Source organism: Chryseobacterium sp. T20 (assembly GCF_047345655.1).
Classification (GTDB): domain Bacteria; phylum Bacteroidota; class Bacteroidia; order Flavobacteriales; family Weeksellaceae; genus Chryseobacterium.
In genome coordinates, this window is sequence record NZ_JBLFDU010000001.1 from 533,404 (window position 1) to 552,680 (window position 19,277).

Genomic DNA, 19,277 nt, shown 5'->3' on the forward strand with positions numbered 1-19,277 from the left:
GTGTTCATCCCATCGCTGCAGGAGGAACTGCATTGCGGGCGTTCCCATGAGAATCGCTAATGCCTGGGAAAAGCTGTTAACGTCCGGTTTTTTCAGAACTGTACTGCTGTGCGCATCATCAGTATTATTTCAGTTTTTGATCAGGTTCCCGAAAACCTGTACGCTTCTATAATTAAGATATCTTTCTATGCTGTAGTATCCGGTGTATTTATTATTAAAAAGTATAATTCACACTTAGGCTGAACATTCTTCCGCTGTAGGCCCGGAACATAATCTTATCAATATTTTTATCATACTTGTCTGTGGCTCCGGGAAGAAGCTCCCAGCCTTCTCTTTCTGTCCCTACATTACTTCCGCCACCATTTTTTGCAGCCAGATAAGAATTGAAGTTGTTATAATATTCCTTTACCCTGTTGAATAGGTTTCTTACATTAAATTTCACTTCAAAATTTCTGTTACGAAGGAATTTATATGAAATCTGAGCGTCTGCTACGGCATAAGGACGCTGAATTTCCTCTCCTTTATAAGCATATCCTACTGTAATGTACTGGTCTCCTTTAGCGTTATATAGGAAACTCATCCCAAAACGGTTTCCATCATAGACCAGTCCAAGATTGTAGGCATAAGGAGTCTGCCCGTACAGCGGCCGTTTTACTTCATAGGTTTCATCATTATCGCCCGTTTTATACAGGTCTTTAAAAGCCACTACTTTGGTATGGTTATAAGTGAAGTTTCCGCTTATGAATAGCTTTTCCAGAAAAGTTCCGTCAGCGATAAATCCTAAACTTTTTCTTACCTCAGCTTCCACTCCTATCAGTTTTGCATTTTTTGAATTTCCATTGTACAGGAAAAGATTTCCTTCACTTGAAATATGACCTTCACGTTCTATCGGCCTATCTATATTTTTATAATACAGTCCTGCAGAAAATATTTCTCCCAACCCTGGAAACCATTCAAATTTGAAATCATAATTATTAATGACTGAGGATGTCATTTCTGTATTATAAATTAAACCATTAGCTATCGGATCGAAATATGGAAGTCCTGTTCTTTCATTGAACTGAGGACGGATCACAGATCTGTTGTAAGCAAGCCTCAGATTGATTTTATTGGTAGGACTGTAGGTAAAATTCGCAGAGGGCATCCATTGCCATGGTTTATCATCTATTGCTGCTCTCACGATGTATTTGGAATCGGAAGGATCCAGCTGCTGAGAAATCAGATCATACTTAAAATATTCTGCACGAAGTCCCCATACTAATCTTAGTTTCTTCCAACGGTTATCAAACATCAAAAAAGCAGCATGTTGATTAACCTTTCCTTCATACTTATCATTTTTATAGAGTCCTCTGGTTTCCCAGCCAATACCACCCGGAACATAATGGGAACCATCAAACCAGTCAGCAAGCGAACCATACATCGTCAAATAATTCTTCTCGCTATTGGGAACGTCCCGGTTTTCGTCAACACGAAGAAAAAACTTCTGCTGTTGGTTGGTATTGTTTTTTATAGCTCCGGCATATCCGGCTTTAATGGTATTTTTAAAACTTCCTGCATCCATATCCCATTTTACAGAAGCACCATAGTTGTAATCTGTTTCTCTGTTTTCAATATAGCCTCTGTAGAAATCTGCGCCGGAATTGTAGATCTTATGAAACGCCAGAATTTCCCTTCCGATAAAGTCATATCTGGTAATATACTGAGTGTAATCTTTGGTATCTGAAGCTACTCCTGTGCGGGCTGCAAACCAACTTACCTCAGCATTTCCAATTTTATGGTTTCCTTCCAGTTTATTTTGTAAAAAGGTTTGAAAAATCGGGTAATTGGTATTATCAGTATAAGGCCTGTCTAAGTTTTTGATCTGAGCTGGATCATTATTGGGAATAATTCCGTTATAGAAATAATTATAGGCTAATTCAGCGTTGGCAGCCATTCCACTACCCGTTGAGTATTCGTTCCAGCCTGTTACTCTTGTCAGGGTATTATCAAAAATATGAGTGTATGAATTACGGAATGAAATTCTACTTTTCCCCAACTGCAAACCGAAATTTAGCATCCCTGCAAGCGTTGAATTGTAATTATAGGAAGCTCCACTGTTTTTGAAGTTATAAAACGGAATCTGTCCGTTCGCATCAGGCATTCCTGTAGTATCCAGCCAGTTTCCCCTTCCTGTATGGTCAATATCCAGTTTGTTTTGCTCATTTCTGATGACAAATGCTCCGGCAAATCCCCATTTATTATTATTTTTAAGAGAGTAGGTTCTTCCCACTGCCAGCTGTATATTAGATCCCATGTCACCTCTGGTTTTATAGGTGCTGAAATTGTCATTGGTAAACTGCCTGGACTGTTCAAAAAACCTTGGATCTGTCCAGTTCATCGGCTCCAGTCCTTTTGGAAAATCTCTTGTCCCGTCATCATATCCGAAATAATCATACTTTCCACGCTTACGGGTCAGAAATTCTTTGAAGGCCGACTGATCATTATACGAAGTTCCCAACGTTACGGTTGTAAAATTTTCATTGGGAATATCTTTCGTTCTCACTTCTACATAACCTCCTGCAAAACTGGCGTTCATATCCGGAGTTGCAGACTTGCTTACCACCACACTTTCTACCATTGCCGTAGGAATGATATCAAATGAAAAGTTCTGGTTATAAGCTTCGGTACTTGGCAGGTTGATTCCATCCATGGCAGCAGTGTTCCAGCGTTCTCCCATAGATCGTACTACTACATACTTATTATCAATAGTGGTAATTCCGGTTACCCTTTTCAAAGTTCCTCCTACATCGCTGTCCGGTGTTTTGGAAATCTGTTCCGCAGAAATACCATCACTCATCTGCGCTGCTTTCTTCTGCTGGGCAAGAAGTCCTGCCTGAGTATCTGCTTTGCGGGCAGCAGTAATCACAACTTCTTTGATGTCTGTAATTTTATCCGAAGCTTTATTTAAAGCAAATGAAACAGCATTGGTTTCTTTGTTCGTTACAGATAATTTTTCAACTCTCAGCGTATTATATTTAGGTGCTTTTATTGTCAGATTATAAGTTCCCGAGGGAAGATCTATGGTAAAGTCACCGTTATTATCAGTGACCACTGTTTTCTGAGCTACAGTAACTTCTGCTCCGGTAATGGGATTTCCTACTTCATCCACTATTTTACCGGAAATTCGTCCGTTTCCCAATGCAGAAATAGTAGAACTTTCATATTTTATCGAAATAAGATCACCATGCAGTCGGTACACAACAGGAAGTCCGTTGGTAATATCCTTCAGACAGTTGTTGACAGAAATATTTTCGCATTTCACTCCCTTTACCTTCAGCTCTTTAATATCAACCTTGGAATACGCCAGTCTCATTCCCGTTTTTCCGGCAAATTCTTCTAAAACTTCAATCAACGGTCTGTTGGCAGGTACAGAAAATGTCACTTTCTGCACCAGCTCCTGAGCTTCTGCGGCTACAGTAAAAAATAAGGCTGCTATGGTAATCCCACATTTCAAACTTTTCATACTTAATAGTGTTCTCTTGATTATGATTATTTAATTTTTTTTGAATAATGATTTATTTCTTAAGGATATAGGTGTTTTCTTTTTTCTGTACTTCCAACCCGAGGATAAAGGCCAGAGATTCAATATTTTCGCCAACGGTTCCCCCGGTAAAATCTGCCGTAATCTTTTTATTCTCAGCTTCTTTAGGATACAGTACTTTCGTATTATAACTGCTTTCCAAAACGGCAACTACTTCTTTTAAAGGAACATCGTTAAAACTCAAAGACAATACTTCAGAAACCTTTTTGACTGATTTTTTTACCGGTTTCAATGAAATAACTGCTGTAGTATGAGCAATTCCGAAATTGGTCCACTTCTGATTCGGTGCAAGGAAAGAAACCGCAACTCCAGGAGAGGATACCGCTACCTTGCCTTCATACAGATCCACCGCTTTATTCTTCCCTGATTGTGAGATTTTAAATACCGTTCCTAATACTTTGGTACTGAAGCCATCCGCACGAACGATAAAAGGATGTGTTTTAGATTTTGCGACAGAGAATATGGCATCTCCTTTTAAATCCACTACTCTGGTAGACGCAGGAAAAGATTTTTCTACAGTCAGTACAGCGCCTGGTAAAAGAGTAACTACAGATCCGTCTTCAAGATGAACAATACGGTTTCCGGATTTTGCAGTATATACATCAGGCTTAATGAACATGGTGAAGGTAAATATTCCACCCAATGATAAAAGCAGAATAATAACTGCAGCCATTTTATAGAGATGCGTTGTAAAGCTTTTTACAGATGAAATAGAAATACTATCTGTTTGAGGAAAGTAATACTCCAGTCCGGACAATACTCTTTCTTTGGATTCTTTCATATGAGTAGCATCCAGATTTTTTTCTGTCTGAGTTCTCCATTGCTTTAAAAGTTCATTTTCTTTTTCAGAGATTGAGTCTTCCGAAACTTCCCGTTCCCAAAGTCTGAAAACAAAGGCTTCAATATTTTTATATGGTAAACGTTTTTTCATAAGGTCTTTCATGTATTCACAGATACTTCTATCTATAAGACAGTGAAAATGAAAAACTTCCCCAGGGCATCCTTAACGTTATATTCACATTACAACCAAATTGTTAATAATTTTCATCCTTTTTCACATTTACTCAACATTAACGTCACATTTGAGTCCTGTTTTTCAGAAATATTTAATCTTATCACACCCAAAGTTCACAAAAAGTTAATTTTCCTTTAGGTAATTTTGTATCACAATATGAGCCCAACAGACTATACATTATTAAAGAAAATAAAATCAGGCGACCGTCCTGCATTTATGCTGCTGTATGACCGATACTGGGATAGTCTATATCGCTTTGTTTTTGTACGGACACGGGATAAAGAAGTCTCTGAAGAAATTCTTCAGAATCTATGGATGAAGATTCTTGAAAATACAGACGTGATACAAACCGATGAAACAGAAAGTGCCAAAGGCTACCTTCTCCGCCATCTTCATTACCGGATTATTGATTTTTATAACAGCTATAAAAAAGCTCCTCCTACTCTGAGTATTGATGAGTTTGATATTCCGAATGAAATTGAAATGGCAGATTCAGATTATTTTGAAATTCTTGAGGAAAATGAAATTTCTGCTTTGCTATCCATGATTGATGAGGTGGTTTCTCAGCTTCCCTCAACAGAGCAACAGGTCTACGATATGAGAATCAGAAAAAATATGTCTGTGAATGAAACAGCAGAAGCACTGGGAATCAGCAATAAGACCGTGAGCAATAAACTAAGCAAGGCTTTGGGAGAAATCCGTGAACAGCTGAATCCGGAGTATAAGTCTTCTAAAAAACTGGTTTCTATTCTATTGTTGATGGAGGTTTTGACGAGGTATTAATAGGGTTGCGGGATGCGGGATTCGAGGATATTTCAATGCTCAATTTGCTGCGCAGTCAATAGTCAATTTTTACAACATCATGTAAAATTCACAGCGAAGCGGATTCACTATTCACCTTTCACTTTTAAAGTCAATGGTCAATTTGCTACGCAGTCAATCGTCAATTTTTTACACCCATTATCAAAATTCACAGCGAAGCGGATTCACTATTCACCTTTCACTTTTAAAACCAATGGTCAATTTGCTACGCAGTCAATCGTCAATTTTTTACACCCATTATCAAAATTCACAGCGAAGCGGATTGACTATTCACCTTTCACTTTTAAAGTCAATGGTCAATTTGTTGCACAGTCAATCGTCAATTTTTACATCCACTATCAAAATTCACAGCGAAGCGGATTGACTATTCACCTTTCACTTTTAAAGCCAATGGTCAATTAGCTGCGCAGTCAATAGTCAATTTTTACAACATCATTTAAAATTCACAGCGAAGCGGATTGACTATTCACCTTTCACTTTTCTCTATTCACCAAACACCGGTAGAAAACCAGTATTAAAGTCCAGGATTTTAAAATCGGCAAGATTTGAATCTATACTTTCATCATTATTGGTAAAAATGATAGTCTGCATTCCTGCTTCTTTTGCTGCCTTAAGCCCTGACTGACTGTCTTCAATAGCAATACAGTGTTCCGGAGAAACTCCCAGATTTTTTGCAGAAGTAAGATACACGGCCGGATGAGGTTTTCCCTGTGTTTCAAACTCGGATGAGTGAATGGTATCAAACAAATCACGAACCTGAAGCTTTTCAAGAACCGCATGAGCTACACGCAAAGGAGCATTGGTAGCCAACCCTATTTTATATTCTTTACTCTTAAGATTTTTAATAAACTCCTGTACACCAGACATTGTACAGTCCTGACCTTGAATCATTTCGATTACTCTCGTCACTACTTTATTTTCGAGATCAGAGGAATCAAAATTTTCCCACGGAAATCTTTCATACCAGAATTCAGTAACTTCTTGTGTAGTCATATATTTGGTCTGTGCTGCCAGATCATCCGTAACCTGCACTCCATAGGATGAAAATACATCCAGTTCTGCCTGAGTCCAGAATTGTTCTGAGTCTATCAGAACTCCGTCCATGTCAAATATTACTGCTTTTAAAGCCATTTCTTGAATGATAAATGTGAGTTATGAATGATGAATTATTGGCTGATTTTATACACGCAGCGCTGTCCACCGGAAATGATGTGATCTACTCTTTCCACTTTGTACTCCTTTCCTATCAACGATTGGAAATTGGATAATTCAGCACGGCAGAAGCCCTGGCATTCGGTTGCAGCAGCACATATCGGACAATGGTTTTCAATCAGAAAATAATCTGTACCTTCTTTTTTCCATTCTGCCATATAGCCTTCATCACTACGGACTTTTGCAAGGGATTCAAGACGCTGTTCCAGAGATTTTGTCTTAGAAAGCACTTTCTCATACCGTTCATGGGTGTTTTTTTCCCTGTCACTGATCAATAATTCCAAAGCATTTTCACCCAAAAGATTTTTCACTGATTTCAAAATCTGAACGGTCACATCTGCGTGCGTATCAGGGAATTGAGACAATCCTTTCTCTGTAAGCGTATAGTAAGTAGAAGGACGGCCAACTCCTTCGCTCTTCACTGAAGACCGGATCAATCCTTCCTGAGCAAGGTTGAGCAACTGCTTTCTTGCCCCTTCTTTAGTGATCGACAATTCTTCAGCAATAAGAAGTGAGGTGGCTTCACCCCTCATCTTTAAAAACATCAGAATACGATCTGCTGCCGGCTTCTTCATTTGACAATATTTAGGTTGTTTTATTTTTCAACAACAAATATAGTCATTTTCTATAATTTCAAAAAAACAAAGCTAAAACAAAGATTTACAACATTTTAATTATCCAAATCACAAAACCAATAAAACAACCTAAAAGTTGTTTTATTGAAATATATTTCTACCTTTGTGACATAGTAATCAAAAAAATAAATACGATGAACCCATTTACATTACCACAGTTACCTTATGCGTATGATGCTTTGGCTCCTTTTATAGATAAAGAAACAATGACGATTCACCATCAAAAGCATCATCAGGCTTATGTAGATAATCTGAATAATGCTCTGGCACAAACCAACGAAACGAATCCTGATCTGGATTCCTTATTGCAAAGAATCAGCGAATACAGTCCTGCTATAAGAAATAATGGTGGTGGCCACTATAACCATTCTTTATTCTGGGAAACTCTTTCGTCTCAGCCTAAGCTTATTCCTGAAGGGATGCTTCATGATGATATTACAGCCACTTTCGGAAGTCTTGACAATCTTAAAGCAGAAATGAAAAAAACAGGTTTGTCACAGTTCGGTTCCGGATGGGTATGGCTTTTTGTAAAGTTCAACGGATCACTGGCCATCAGTTCTACTCCTAATCAGGACAATCCGATGATGGACATTCTTCCCACAAACAGAGGTTTTCCGATTCTTGGAATAGACGTTTGGGAACATGCCTATTACTTGAATTATCAGAATAAGCGCGCAGATTATCTGGATGCTTTCTGGTCTGTACTTGATTGGTCTGCTGTTGAAAGAAAATATGAAGAGGCTTTATCAAAAGTAAGATAAGTAACACTGAAAGTAAACAAACTATGACTGAGGAAAATTTTATCAATAAAGCAAAGGCTTCAGGCATTATTGCCCTTGACCTTTCAGAATACAAACCCACTACGGAAATTGTAGAACTGGATATCAAAGATCATCTTTTTATGGGAATGATTGTGAAGGAGAAAGAATTTAAGGAATCTATTGCTGCGGTGGATTTTTCTATATACAACGAAAAAGCAGTAGGAATTATCTGCTCTACGGATGCCATTATTCCACCCTGGGCTTACATGCTCATTATGGAAAAACTGTCTCCTTATGCTTCTTATGTAGATTTAAACAATGCAGAAACAATATTACTCGATCTCTGGAAACGACGTCTTATTTACGCTGACCTTAAACAGTATAAAAATCAGAAAGTGGTTGTCCGGGCAAGTACCAGTCATGATCCTGCCCTGTATTTATTAGCAGCAGGATTATTAAAACCTCTGGTAAAAACACTGATGTACGGCGAGATAGGATTACCTAAAGTAATTTTTAAACAATAAAAAAATGAAAGCAATCATATTCAACGGATCACTGGAAAGAAGAACTTTATCTACTTCCGGACTGATTTCAGATTATTTGTCGGAACGTCTGAAAACGCTGGGAATTCAGACTGATATTTTTACGCTTGCGGATTCCGGTATTCCTTTATTTGATGTTACCCTTACCAAGACTCCTTTGGCTGTAGAACGTATGACTCAAATGTTCACTGATGCTGATCTACATATCTGGCTGGCTCCTCTTTACCATGGAAGCATTCCGGGCGTGATGAAAAACTGTCTGGACTGGCTTGAAGTGACCGCCAACAGGTATGAGCCTTATCTTACGGATAAAACTGTGGGATTGGTATGCTGGGCAGATGGTCTGCAGGCTATGCAGGGAATCAACGCCATGGATTCTATTTCCAAATCATTGCGTGCCTGGCCATTGCCATTCAGTGTTCCCATTGTAAGATCCTCATTATTTGCAGCTGACCAATCCACTCAAATTTCGGAACTCTATTCCGGTAAGTTTGATAAGCTTATCAGCATTGCAACCTCTAAAAAAATAGAAAAAACGACTATAAACCATTCATAACATGATAGAAACAGATATACTGATCATTGGTGCCGGCCCTGCAGGGTTATTTACGGTATTTGAAGCCGGCCTTCTCAAAATGCGCTGCCATATTATTGATGTATTGCCACAGATGGGAGGCCAGTTATCAGAATTATATCCCAAGAAACCTATTTTTGACATTCCCGGATTTCCAAGTGTACTTGCCGGAGAACTTATTGATAACCTGTATGAACAGATCAAACAGTTTAAACCAGGCTTTACCTTTAACGAAACAGCCAGACATCTTCTCAAACTGGAAGAAAATCTTTTTGAAGTCATTACCGATAAAGGAACAAAACACCGAGCGAAAGCCGTTATTATTGCCGGAGGACTGGGAAGTTTTGAACCTAAAAAACCACCTATTGAAAATATTTCAGCTTTTGAAGAGCGTGGAGTTAATTATTTCATCAAAAATCCGGAAGACTATGCCGGAAAACATGTGGTAATTGCCGGAGGTGGAGATTCAGCGCTGGACTGGACGATTCATCTTGCTGAAATAGCTTCCTCTCTTACTCTTATTCACAGAAGAAATGAGTTCCGTGGCGCACTGGATTCTGTTGAAAAAGTAAAAAAATTAAAACAGGAAGGCAAAATCAACCTGATTACTCCTGCAGAAGTGGTAGGATTAAATGGTGAGGATTGTTTAAAGGAAATTCTGGTTGAAAAAGAAGGCACAATTCAATCCATTGAGACGGATTACTTTATTCCTCTATTCGGATTGGTTCCCAAGCTTGGACCTCTGGTAGAATGGGGACTGGAGCTGGAAAAGAATGCCATAAAAGTGGACAACAGCACCGATTTTCAAACCAATATTTCGGGAGTCTATGCTGTGGGTGATATTAATACGTATCCTTATAAAATGAAACTGATCCTGTGCGGATTCCATGAAGCAGCCATTGCCTGTCAAAGTATTTATCAGCGTCTTAATCCGAATAAGAAATTTGTTTTAAAATATACCACAGTAAGTGGAATCGAAGGTTTTGACGGAACAAAAAAACAGGCAGAAAAACAGGTAGTAGCCACTATTGACTAAGCATTATGGAGAATGAAATTACAATTACGGTTATCGACCAAAGTGGTATTTCCCATACTTTATTATGTCCTTTAGAAATGGGGCTTACCCTTAAAGATATCTGCAAAGCTTATGAATTACCTATGGAAGCAATGTGTGGAGGTATGGCCATGTGTGCTACCTGTCATTGCTTTATTCTAAGTGAACCCATTCCTCTTCCTGAAAAAAATGATATTGAAGAAGCCTTGTTATCAGAATTGTTTACCTCCAAAGCTACCAGCAGATTAGCCTGCCAGCTTTACCTTACAGCTCAAATGGATGGGTTGTCGGTGGAAATTGCTGCAGATTAATGAGTTAAAAATAAAAAATAGCACACTTTATGCTGCTATTTTCAAAGAACAGTGTTGAACTGCTGTAATTAAGTTTAGCGGGGATTTCCGAACCGTTCAGCGTTGAAGAAATCCCTTTTTTAAACCCTTTAAATTCAAACAATATGGCTATAAAAATAACAGATGCCTGTATCAACTGTGGAGCCTGCGAACCTGAATGCCCTAACTCAGCCATTTATGAAGGTGCTATCGACTGGCGCTGGAAAGACAAAACCAAGCTTTCAGGACATATTACATTCCCCGACGGCACAGAAGGTGATGCCGATGCTTACCATCCAGCTGTTTCGGATGAAGTGTATTATATTGTATCCGGAAAATGTACGGAATGTAAAGGCTTTCATGAAGAACCTCAATGTAAGGCTGTATGCCCTGTAGACTGTTGTGTAGATGATCCTGATCACAGGGAAACGGAAGAAGTATTATTAGACAGGCAAAAATTCATGCACAGTGCTTAAACTTCTATCTTTTATATTTAATTTCAACAAAGGCGGGTTTTAACCCGCCTTTTTATATTCTGTTCATTCGGCTTTAGCCTAAACTTATTTTGCTTTAATCTCAGTGTAAATCTTCTGAGTGAAAGGAGTTTCTACCCCTGTTTCAGCACCATATTTCAATACAGCACCTGCAAATAATTCCAACTCGTTCTCCTTCTTTCCGGAATTGATATCAAGCTGTAAGGAAGTTGGAGTTTCAAAGGGAAATGTAGAGGCTTTCTTAAAAGTAGCGTCAACAATATCTTCCTGAAGATCTATTCCTTTCTTAGCAGCAATCTGTTTGATTTCTTTCATAATTCCGGTGGCTTCATTCTTTTGCTGTTCGTCATTACATACGGCTCCCATAGACGAGTTATGCTTAGCTGTGACCAATCCAAAGCTTGCTATGAATATGAATTTTGTCCAGATATCTTTTAATGAATTATCTTTAAAATCAAATTCAATTTTACTTTCATTCAATACATCCGTTACCCATTCCACCGGGGTAGAAAAATGCTCAGGATCTCTTCCCACAATAATTTTCCCTGCATTACCTTTATGTTCTACAGTTCCTCTTTCCTTAATATGAGAAGCTACATACACACAGGTTGGAAGAACAGTATGATCAGGAATAATAGTGCGTATTCTGTCATAGATGTCCGCTCCGTTCATCATCGGAAGAAGGACAGTATCTTTATGAATGACTGACAGTAATTGCTTACAGACATTTTCAAGATCATATTCTTTTACACAGATCAACACCAGATCAGGATTTTTGATCTCACTGATGTTCTGCACAATATCATTAGGATGCGTCTGTGAATTGGAATGCTCCGGAGACAGCAACGTCAATCCGTTTTCTTTTACTTTATCATAAGTTTCTCCTCGGGCGACAAAAGAAACGGTATATTTTCCTGTAGTTTCATTGGTCTGATTGATTTTAAAACCAAAATAACCACCTACACCACCCAATCCTACTACTACAATATGTTTTTTGTTCATGAAATTATTTTTAAGCAAAGATCAGCGATGATTTCAAAAGTATCACTTGACAAATGAAAAGAAATTACAGTTTGTGAATATCTCTTCTGATCCTGCTCAGTGAACTGTCTTTAATTCCGAGGTAAGAAGCAATGATCTTCAAAGGAACATGCTGAAAAATATCCGGATCTTTCTTCATCAGGTTAAAATATCTTGTGGAAGCCTTCTGACTCGCCATTTCGATCAATCTGTCATGAATATTATAATAATTCAGAACAAAAAGAAGCCTGCTGAACTCTCTGAACTCGGGAATATTATGGAAATTATGCTGTACATTTTCCAATCCCGTTTCCCAGAAAACGCAATCGGTTACGGTCTGGTATATTTCTTTGGTAGGCTGCTGCCTGAAAAAGGACAGAAAATCATTAACAAAGCATGGAGCTGTATAAATATTCGTTGTGATCTCCTCATTATCTTCATTCAATATAAATGAACGGACATACCCTTTTTCCAGAAAATAGGTTTTGGTACTGATCGCATTTTTATCCAGTAAAACAGTATTCGCTTTTAAATTAAAATGACTGAATTTTTCAGTAATTTTTTCAACTACCTCAGCTTGGATACTGAATAAGGAATGAAAGTAGGTATTAAGTGATGATTTGTCCATTAAAATGTCCTCATAAATATACTTTGAGCCATCTAAAGTAACAATAATTCGTGGAAGTATAGTTAATTTGAAGCGGTAAAACCATCCCGTCAAAAATTCTTTGAATTTTCACCACCCCTCCAAAGGAGGGGAATTTTTCACATCATTAGAAATGATCCTCCTAAAAACCGTTAAGACTTACATGACCATTGGAATTATTTCAATTTCACTGCTTTTGTTGCTATGAAAGTAGGCAGATACTGATCAATTAAAAAGCGTGGATTGGGCTGCATTTCTTCTGTAAAATCTTCAATCATAAAACCAGCTTTCAACTGTCCTCCAATAAGATCGGAAAGGGTATGTCCGAAAACCAGAGCTTCATTATTTTCCAGTTTTCTGTTGATCTGATCCTGATTCAAATCTTTTATATCGGCATAAGGAAGCCTATATTTAGGTCTTATAATTCCATCTTTTATATCCTGAGGATTTCGATCTGCTACGAACACTACAGGATTAAAAAAACTTGCAAGTAGTACACCTCCTTTTTTCAATACTCTGTAAGCTTCTCTCCAAACCGGATTCACATCTTCCACATAATGATTGGATATGGGATGAAATACAATATCAAAAGTTTCGTCTTCAAATGAACTTAAATCTCTCATATCACCCTGAACCGTTTGCAACGATAATCCATCACGTTCTGCTACCTTTTCATCTTGTCTCAGCTGTTCTCCGGAAATATCAAAAACTACAACAGAAGCTCCTGCAGCAGCCAAAACCGGAGCCTGCTGTCCTCCTGCAGATGCCAGGCACAGGATCTTCTTTCCTTTTACCTCTCCCAGCCATTCTTTATTCAGTGGTTTTGGGGTCAGGTGAACCTCCCAATCTCCTTCTTTTGCGTTATTAATTATTTCGGTGCTTACCGCTTTTGACCACTCATTCTGTGCTAATGCCTGTTTGTTCCAGGCTGATTCATTGTGCTGTAAAAAATCTATTTCTTGCTCCTTCATATTTTTTATTTTCTGGTCATTTAATTGTCAATTTACAAAAATATTGTATTCGGAAGCCATTCAACTGGTACAGATTTTCTAAAATGTACTGGTCCAGTTGAACCCTTAAGAATCATAATGAATTTTATTGGGCTTTGCAGTTTATCACAAATTTTGTAATTTTCTTCTTCAAAAACAATCTGCGCAGATCATCATTATGGACAATGATTTCACTTACACCTTCATCGAACCTGACAAAGAGATCGCAGATTTTGTTGAAAATCTGGGTACTTTTCAGAATCTTTCGGATGAAGCTAAGGAAGTTGTGATCATTCCTGATGGAAGAATTGATTTATTTTTCTCACAATCGGCTTCAGAGCCTTTTCATATTACTCTTCTCGGACTGGAAACCTATCCTGAACAAAGATATATCGCTCCTCATACAACAGCTTTTATCGTTAGTTTTAAACCTCTTGCTGTGGAATATATTTTAAATACTTCCATCGCTGATTTATTGAATATCGGAAAAGAGCTTTCTCCTGATTTCTGGAATTTTAAAGCTGACGATATAAAGGATTTTAATCATTGCTGTACGAAAGCCACTCAAAAAATAAAAGAACTGCTTCCTCAGAAAATAGATGAAAGAAAAATCAAACTTTTTGAATTGGTGTATGCTTCAAAAGGGGAAATGACCGTACAGGAACTTTCTGAAAAAACAGGCTGGAGCAGCAGACAGATCAACCGGTACTTTACCAAACAACTTGGTTTATCATTAAAAGCCTACTCTACTATTTTGCGTTTCAGAGCATCATTGGAACATATTGCGCAGGGGAGGCTTTTCCCGGAACTGAATTATACTGATCAGAATCATTTCATCAAAGAAGTAAAGAAATTTTCAGGAGTTGCTCCTAAAGAATTATCCAAAAATAAAAACGACCGATTTGTACTATTATCAGTATTGAAAGGAAAATAAATTTGCATTGTAAAATTTAAATAAACAATGCTGATAGACAATAAATCAATAGCAATCGTTGGTGGTGGTCCTGCAGGACTTACACTGGCAAGACTTTTACAACTGAAAGGTGCAGATGTAAAAGTATATGAAAGAGATTTTAATAAAAATGCCCGTGTACAGGGCTCTCCTCTTGACATGCATGAAGATTCTGGGCTGGCAGCCATTCGCAAAGCAGAATTATTGGAGGAATTTAAAAAGACTTTTCGTCCCGGAGCAGACAGAACACTGATCATGAATGAAAAAGCCGAAATATTTTTTAACGATCATGAAACAAAGCCTGAAGAAGATTTCGGCCATGAACATTTTCGCCCTGAAATAGATCGCGGTCCATTAAGAAATATGCTGCTGGAATCTCTATTTCCTGAAATGGTAGTCTGGGACAGTCATTTTCTGTCTATGGAGCGTCATAATGAAGGCTGGCTGCTGCATTTTAAAAATGGAAATTCTGTGTACGCTGATCTTGTCATTGCTTCAGATGGCGCCAATTCTAAAATCCGACCTTATCTCACTGATAATAAACCTGTTTATTCAGGAATCATTATGCTGGAAGGAAATATTTCAAAAGAAAATGCTCCTCAGATTGACGCTTTAATCAAAGGGGGGAAAATAATGGCATTCGGAAATTCTCAAAATATCTTACTGGGACAAAAAGGCAATGGAGATCTCGGATTTTATGCAAGTTTTAAAGCCGATGAAAACTGGCCTACCACTAGCGGTCTTGATTTTTCTGATAATACACAGATGCTAAAATGGTTCAAAACAGAATACTCGGAATGGGCTTCTATCTGGGAGGAACTTTTTAAAAATGCAAAAACTCCATTTATTCCACGTTTGATTTACTCTATGCCTTTAGATCAAACATGGGAAGCTCAATCCAACCTCACATTGATTGGGGATGCAGCCCACGTAATGCCACCATTTGCTGGAGAAGGCGCTAATATGGCTATGCTGGATGCCCTTGAACTGAGTGAATATTTAACGGATAACCATTATCATACTTTACAGGAAGCCATTTCCGGTTACGAACAGGCAATGCGGACAAGAGCTGCGATTGCCACGGAAGAATCCCTTGAAAATGGAGAACGAATGCATTCTGAAAAGTCATTAACCACTATGCTTGATTTTTTTAATAGCCATTTGGATTAATTATCCTCAAAAATCAAAAGGCTGCCTTCTGTTGAAGACAGCCTTTTTTCCCTCTTGAAATAATTCTTTTTCTCTCCGCTTTTAGATCCTGATACGGAGATTCATTCGTGCTGTTTATTTTTTGATTAATTTGGTGTTGTAAGTGTTTTTCTCATCTTTTATAGTGATCACATACATTCCTTTTACAAGAGAAGCTACATTGATTTTTCCATCAATCTTACCTTCCTGAACAAGTCTTCCATCTGCGCTATAAATTTTGTAATCCCCTTTACCTTTAAGGTTTTTCACTTCTACAAATGTATCTGCAGGGTTAGGATAAATAGATACCTCTGATGATTTTGTATCTACCGTTTCTCTCACAGCAAGGGTGCTCGCAGTAATTTTCACAGGAAGATCCATAATACCTCCGGCCTGGCTTGCCAGCTCACCACATACGCTACTCAAGGCACTTGTTGCAAATTTACCAACCACTCTCATTCTTAACACTTTATCTCCAGAGTAAGTGGTAGCAGGAACGATGAAGTTAAAGCTTGGTAGCCCTATATTACCTGCATTTGTTGTCGCAGAAGTCTGTCCTACCCTTTCTGTAGATTCAAATACTCCGTTTCTATTGTAATCAATCCAGGCAGATACATTTACCGGCATTCCGTTTTGCAACAGATTCCCTATTCTAGGCGTAAGCGTATAGGTACTGCCTTGTGTCAAATTAACAACCTTAGTAAGATCTTCGCTTAAATCTTTGTAGGATCTTGCTGTAAGATCACTATAATCAAGATTTGCAACGGTAACTTTTAAGATGGATCCTACATAAGGCGAACCTGAATTTAAAAGGCAGTAATCAACTCCTGTCTTTAATCCTTTTGTTTTGAATGTATAATTATTTGAGAAAGTCCCGGAAACAGAATTAACTACAGCCGCTACCTGTACTTCATAATTGGTTTCATCTTCTAAATTATTCAGAACTACAGAATTTGCCTGGCTCACAGCATTAGACCAGTTTCCTGTTCCTGTTTTTCTGTAATTAACAGAGTAAGTCGCTCCCGGAACACTATTCCAGGATACTCTTGCTGTTGTTTTGAAAATCTCAGTATCTATTGTAGAAATGCCTGTAGGTGCTGATGTAGGAGATGTAGGTGCACTGCCCACGTTTATAGCAGGAGAAACAGCATAGAAGATATTTCCTACAGCTGAAACTCTTAGTTTTATAGCTCCATTTATATTTCCTGGCATTTGTGCGCTATAACTTCCTGTGTTTGGTGTTGCAGCAACCAGATTTGTCCAGGTTGTTCCATTATCTGTAGTGTAATCAATTTTCACACTCGCTGTATTATAAGGTGCAGCATTTGTATTGGCAACATCCCAATAGATTGTATTTACAGCATCATTATACAATACTGAAGATGCAGTAAGCCCATTGAATTTGAACGGTCCATCATTCCCTACAGTCACTGTAGTTGTTGAACTTGAAACCATAGGACGCTGCGCGTTTTGGTCTCTTACTGTTACAGCATAATTTAATGTTCGGGGGATATAAGATACCGTTTCCCATGATTGCTTGTCTGTTAGAGTTCCATTCATAACACTCGCTAACTTTGGAAAATATCTTCTTCCGTTTGCCGTACCAGGAACTGATCTTGTTAAAGCTCCTTTTGGATTGTATCCCCATCCGCTATCTCCTGAAATTGTAGAAAACTCATCTGTACTGTCATTCTGTTCCCAGGTATAGTTTACAAGATCATTTTCTGCATCAATGGCTAAAGCTTCAAGATAATAAGCGGTTCCTTTAGGAATACTATAAGCCACCAAAGGATTAATAGCAGGTGCCGTATTATTGTTTATATTTTGAGAGGCTCCACAATTAAGCTTATTTTCCAGATTCGTTAGCACCTGATCAATGGATTTATAATGGAAATATCCATCTGCATTAGCCTGCACATTATCATAGGTAATCCCGGCATAGCCCATAATAGTAGTACCTCCTCCAGGCTCTACATTGGCTCCCTGATTGGCATCTGTGACAGAAGTATTTGAAAATGTGTGATTAGCTCCCAATTGATGTCCCATTTCATGCGCTGCAGTAAAGTCAAAAACTTCACCTACAGGAACAGGTCCCTGGGTGTAAGCAGAACCTTTTTTTATTTCAGTATTAGTGGCAGGATCTACACAGACAATTCCGATTCCTCCTGCATTTCCGCTTCTTTCTGCGTTTTGATTAAGAACATGCCCGATATCATAGTTAGCATTTCCTACTACAGAGGTAAGGGTCTGTTGCAGTTGGAGATTTAAATTATTAGAGTAAGGATCTGTAGCCGGATCAAGATAGATGATATCCGGAAGATTCTGAACGGTTAAATGAGCCCCGAAATCACGTTCAAAAACTCCGTTTATGCGGGTCATCGTATTATTCATGGCAGCCAGCACTACTCCTTTCTTTACGTCGTCGGTTGCATTGGCCGGAGTTCCTGCTGCAGTTAACTGATATTGGCTGTATTCTCCTGTAACGGACAATGCCATTCTAAAATCTCTGTATTTTGTATTGGTAGGTCTGCTGGCGATTCCAACTCCGGAAAGCATTTTTTTACCATTCTCTATCAATTTATTAATATTCTTAAAATCACGTTCTCCTGTATCACATTTAAAGCCGTGCTCTCCCTCATTCTTTGTTTTATAGAATACTCCATAAGTTTGTTTATCAGCACTTATTGGCTCTATAAACTGGAATATACCATCTTTAATGATCATCGACTGCATATCATTGGGAGATGTACTGAATCTTACATACTTAGACGGATCATCTACGCCCACTCCTACATATGATCCAAGCTGATATCTTTCTGCCAGCGACACATCCATTACAGGATTGCTGTAAACAGCAAATTTTTCAATCTTCCCTTCTACAGTAGGTAAAGAAATAATTACCGGTCTTGCACTTTTCCCGGTTTCTTCAGCATTTCTTAGCATTTCTCGAAGAGATTTCAGATCCACTCTATAAGAATGTTGTACTTCTACTCCTTCTCTTATCTGTGAGGTTTTCTGAGAGACAGACTCCCATCTCTGAGCATTGAAAACCGTAAAACAAGATGCTAATGCACAAACGAATAAAATTCTTTTTTTCATAGATTTATTTATAATTACTTTGGTTGTATGATTGTAGGTTGATCATTTTTTATCAAAAGATCATTTTGGATTCTAATTAATACACTTAAGCATTATCATAAGTTCAACAAAATTAAATCAATGATGAAAAATTCACAACAAATCACTCCACAAAACTTGTATATTCTAAATAAAAAACAAAAATAAATGATACTACACACATACAGCAGCAATGACAAATATTTAATTATCAACCACTTACATTTAATACCCAATTTTGTCTTAAATAGTTCTGTTTTTATGAGTACCTATTATTAAAAATTTCCATCTAAAGACGGATGAAAAAAACAATGCTGAAAATCAGATGAAAAAACGATGAATTAAAA

At 37.9% G+C, this 19,277-nt stretch carries 17 protein-coding genes; 9 read left to right on the forward strand and 8 right to left on the reverse strand.

All coding sequences use genetic code 11. The annotated features are described in order from the left end of the window. Positions 1-214 precede the first annotated feature (214 nt). Together ACMA47_RS02405 and ACMA47_RS02410 are read right to left on the reverse strand one after the other, a co-directional pair. Complete coding sequence (locus tag ACMA47_RS02405) at positions 215-3,502, reverse strand: TonB-dependent receptor domain-containing protein (RefSeq protein ID WP_413928519.1); 3,288 nt, start codon at positions 3,500-3,502, stop codon at positions 215-217. A 52-nt stretch (positions 3,503-3,554) separates the two neighbouring features. After that, positions 3,555-4,511: a FecR family protein gene (locus ACMA47_RS02410; protein WP_413928520.1), complete on the reverse strand. Its 957-nt coding sequence runs from the start codon at positions 4,509-4,511 to the stop codon at positions 3,555-3,557. A gap of 240 nt (positions 4,512-4,751) precedes the next feature. On the opposite strand from ACMA47_RS02410, the gene ACMA47_RS02415 reads away from it, so the two are divergent. After that, positions 4,752-5,378, forward strand: coding sequence for an RNA polymerase sigma factor (locus ACMA47_RS02415; RefSeq protein ID WP_413928521.1), 627 nt, complete (start codon positions 4,752-4,754; stop codon positions 5,376-5,378). Positions 5,379-5,900: 522 nt separating this feature from the next. On the opposite strand, the gene hxpB is transcribed toward ACMA47_RS02415, so the two are convergent. Beyond that, positions 5,901-6,548 (reverse strand): hexitol phosphatase HxpB, encoded by a 648-nt coding sequence (gene hxpB / locus ACMA47_RS02420; RefSeq protein WP_413928522.1) that lies wholly within the window; start codon positions 6,546-6,548, stop codon positions 5,901-5,903. 35 nt (positions 6,549-6,583) lie between these two features. Next, positions 6,584-7,204, reverse strand: a complete 621-nt coding sequence (locus tag ACMA47_RS02425; protein WP_413928523.1) for a helix-turn-helix transcriptional regulator — start codon at positions 7,202-7,204, stop codon at positions 6,584-6,586. Between the two features lie 194 nt (positions 7,205-7,398). Here ACMA47_RS02425 and ACMA47_RS02430 point away from each other — a divergent pair, with 194 nt between their 5' ends. The 6 genes from ACMA47_RS02430 (at position 7,399) to ACMA47_RS02455 (ending at position 11,000) form a co-directional block, all read left to right on the forward strand. Then, the gene (locus tag ACMA47_RS02430) at positions 7,399-8,025 is read left to right on the forward strand and encodes a superoxide dismutase (RefSeq protein WP_413928524.1); all 627 of its coding nucleotides are present in this window, start codon (positions 7,399-7,401) and stop codon (positions 8,023-8,025) included. Between the two features lie 23 nt (positions 8,026-8,048). Further along, positions 8,049-8,549: a DUF2480 family protein gene (locus ACMA47_RS02435; protein WP_413928525.1), complete on the forward strand. Its 501-nt coding sequence runs from the start codon at positions 8,049-8,051 to the stop codon at positions 8,547-8,549. Between the two features lie 4 nt (positions 8,550-8,553). Beyond that, on the forward strand, positions 8,554-9,123 hold the full coding sequence (locus ACMA47_RS02440; RefSeq protein ID WP_413928526.1) for an NADPH-dependent FMN reductase: 570 nt from the start codon (positions 8,554-8,556) through the stop codon (positions 9,121-9,123). A 1-nt stretch (position 9,124) separates the two neighbouring features. After that, entirely contained in the window at positions 9,125-10,177 is a 1,053-nt protein-coding gene (locus ACMA47_RS02445; protein WP_413928527.1) for an NAD(P)/FAD-dependent oxidoreductase, read from the forward strand. A 5-nt stretch (positions 10,178-10,182) separates the two neighbouring features. Continuing rightward, positions 10,183-10,506: a 2Fe-2S iron-sulfur cluster-binding protein gene (locus ACMA47_RS02450; RefSeq protein ID WP_413928528.1), complete on the forward strand. Its 324-nt coding sequence runs from the start codon at positions 10,183-10,185 to the stop codon at positions 10,504-10,506. Positions 10,507-10,649: 143 nt separating this feature from the next. After that, positions 10,650-11,000: a 4Fe-4S dicluster domain-containing protein gene (locus ACMA47_RS02455; protein ID WP_076594417.1), complete on the forward strand. Its 351-nt coding sequence runs from the start codon at positions 10,650-10,652 to the stop codon at positions 10,998-11,000. Between the two features lie 84 nt (positions 11,001-11,084). Here ACMA47_RS02455 and ACMA47_RS02460 read toward each other — a convergent pair whose 3' ends face one another. From ACMA47_RS02460 to ACMA47_RS02470, 3 genes are all read right to left on the reverse strand, one after another. Beyond that, positions 11,085-12,020: a ketopantoate reductase family protein gene (locus tag ACMA47_RS02460; protein ID WP_413928529.1), complete on the reverse strand. Its 936-nt coding sequence runs from the start codon at positions 12,018-12,020 to the stop codon at positions 11,085-11,087. Between the two features lie 64 nt (positions 12,021-12,084). Continuing rightward, positions 12,085-12,666, reverse strand: coding sequence for a Crp/Fnr family transcriptional regulator (locus ACMA47_RS02465; RefSeq protein ID WP_413928530.1), 582 nt, complete (start codon positions 12,664-12,666; stop codon positions 12,085-12,087). Positions 12,667-12,860: 194 nt separating this feature from the next. After that, positions 12,861-13,655 carry a class I SAM-dependent methyltransferase gene (locus ACMA47_RS02470; protein WP_413928531.1) on the reverse strand — a complete coding sequence of 265 codons (795 nt, stop codon included), beginning with the start codon at positions 13,653-13,655 and terminating at the stop codon, positions 12,861-12,863. Between the two features lie 196 nt (positions 13,656-13,851). Here ACMA47_RS02470 and ACMA47_RS02475 point away from each other — a divergent pair, with 196 nt between their 5' ends. Both ACMA47_RS02475 and ACMA47_RS02480 read left to right on the forward strand, forming a co-directional pair. Beyond that, positions 13,852-14,607: a helix-turn-helix domain-containing protein gene (locus ACMA47_RS02475; RefSeq protein WP_413928532.1), complete on the forward strand. Its 756-nt coding sequence runs from the start codon at positions 13,852-13,854 to the stop codon at positions 14,605-14,607. 27 nt (positions 14,608-14,634) lie between these two features. Further along, complete coding sequence (locus ACMA47_RS02480; protein WP_413928533.1) at positions 14,635-15,795, forward strand: FAD-dependent oxidoreductase; 1,161 nt, start codon at positions 14,635-14,637, stop codon at positions 15,793-15,795. Between the two features lie 114 nt (positions 15,796-15,909). On the opposite strand, the gene ACMA47_RS02485 is transcribed toward ACMA47_RS02480, so the two are convergent. Next, positions 15,910-18,912: a reprolysin-like metallopeptidase gene (locus tag ACMA47_RS02485; RefSeq protein ID WP_413928534.1), complete on the reverse strand. Its 3,003-nt coding sequence runs from the start codon at positions 18,910-18,912 to the stop codon at positions 15,910-15,912. Between the last annotated feature and the right edge of the window lie 365 nt (positions 18,913-19,277).

Excerpts from the sequence above, each read along its gene's own strand:
- ACMA47_RS02415 (WP_413928521.1), top strand. The coding sequence starts at position 4,752 with ATGAGCCCAACAGACTATACATTATTAAAGAAAATAAAATCAGGCGAC.
- ACMA47_RS02410 (WP_413928520.1), bottom strand. The coding sequence starts at position 4,511 with ATGAAAAAACGTTTACCATATAAAAATATTGAAGCCTTTGTTTTCAGA.
- ACMA47_RS02435 (WP_413928525.1), top strand. The coding sequence starts at position 8,049 with ATGACTGAGGAAAATTTTATCAATAAAGCAAAGGCTTCAGGCATTATT.
- ACMA47_RS02425 (WP_413928523.1), bottom strand. The coding sequence starts at position 7,204 with ATGAAGAAGCCGGCAGCAGATCGTATTCTGATGTTTTTAAAGATGAGG.
- ACMA47_RS02405 (WP_413928519.1), bottom strand. The coding sequence starts at position 3,502 with ATGAAAAGTTTGAAATGTGGGATTACCATAGCAGCCTTATTTTTTACT.
- ACMA47_RS02450 (WP_413928528.1), top strand. The coding sequence starts at position 10,183 with ATGGAGAATGAAATTACAATTACGGTTATCGACCAAAGTGGTATTTCC.
- ACMA47_RS02465 (WP_413928530.1), bottom strand. The coding sequence starts at position 12,666 with ATGGACAAATCATCACTTAATACCTACTTTCATTCCTTATTCAGTATC.
- ACMA47_RS02440 (WP_413928526.1), top strand. The coding sequence starts at position 8,554 with ATGAAAGCAATCATATTCAACGGATCACTGGAAAGAAGAACTTTATCT.
- hxpB (WP_413928522.1), bottom strand. The coding sequence starts at position 6,548 with ATGGCTTTAAAAGCAGTAATATTTGACATGGACGGAGTTCTGATAGAC.
- ACMA47_RS02460 (WP_413928529.1), bottom strand. The coding sequence starts at position 12,020 with ATGAACAAAAAACATATTGTAGTAGTAGGATTGGGTGGTGTAGGTGGT.
- ACMA47_RS02445 (WP_413928527.1), top strand. The coding sequence starts at position 9,125 with ATGATAGAAACAGATATACTGATCATTGGTGCCGGCCCTGCAGGGTTA.
- ACMA47_RS02430 (WP_413928524.1), top strand. The coding sequence starts at position 7,399 with ATGAACCCATTTACATTACCACAGTTACCTTATGCGTATGATGCTTTG.
- ACMA47_RS02470 (WP_413928531.1), bottom strand. The coding sequence starts at position 13,655 with ATGAAGGAGCAAGAAATAGATTTTTTACAGCACAATGAATCAGCCTGG.
- ACMA47_RS02455 (WP_076594417.1), top strand. The coding sequence starts at position 10,650 with ATGGCTATAAAAATAACAGATGCCTGTATCAACTGTGGAGCCTGCGAA.
- ACMA47_RS02475 (WP_413928532.1), top strand. The coding sequence starts at position 13,852 with ATGGACAATGATTTCACTTACACCTTCATCGAACCTGACAAAGAGATC.
- ACMA47_RS02485 (WP_413928534.1), bottom strand. The coding sequence starts at position 18,912 with ATGAAAAAAAGAATTTTATTCGTTTGTGCATTAGCATCTTGTTTTACG.
- ACMA47_RS02480 (WP_413928533.1), top strand. The coding sequence starts at position 14,635 with ATGCTGATAGACAATAAATCAATAGCAATCGTTGGTGGTGGTCCTGCA.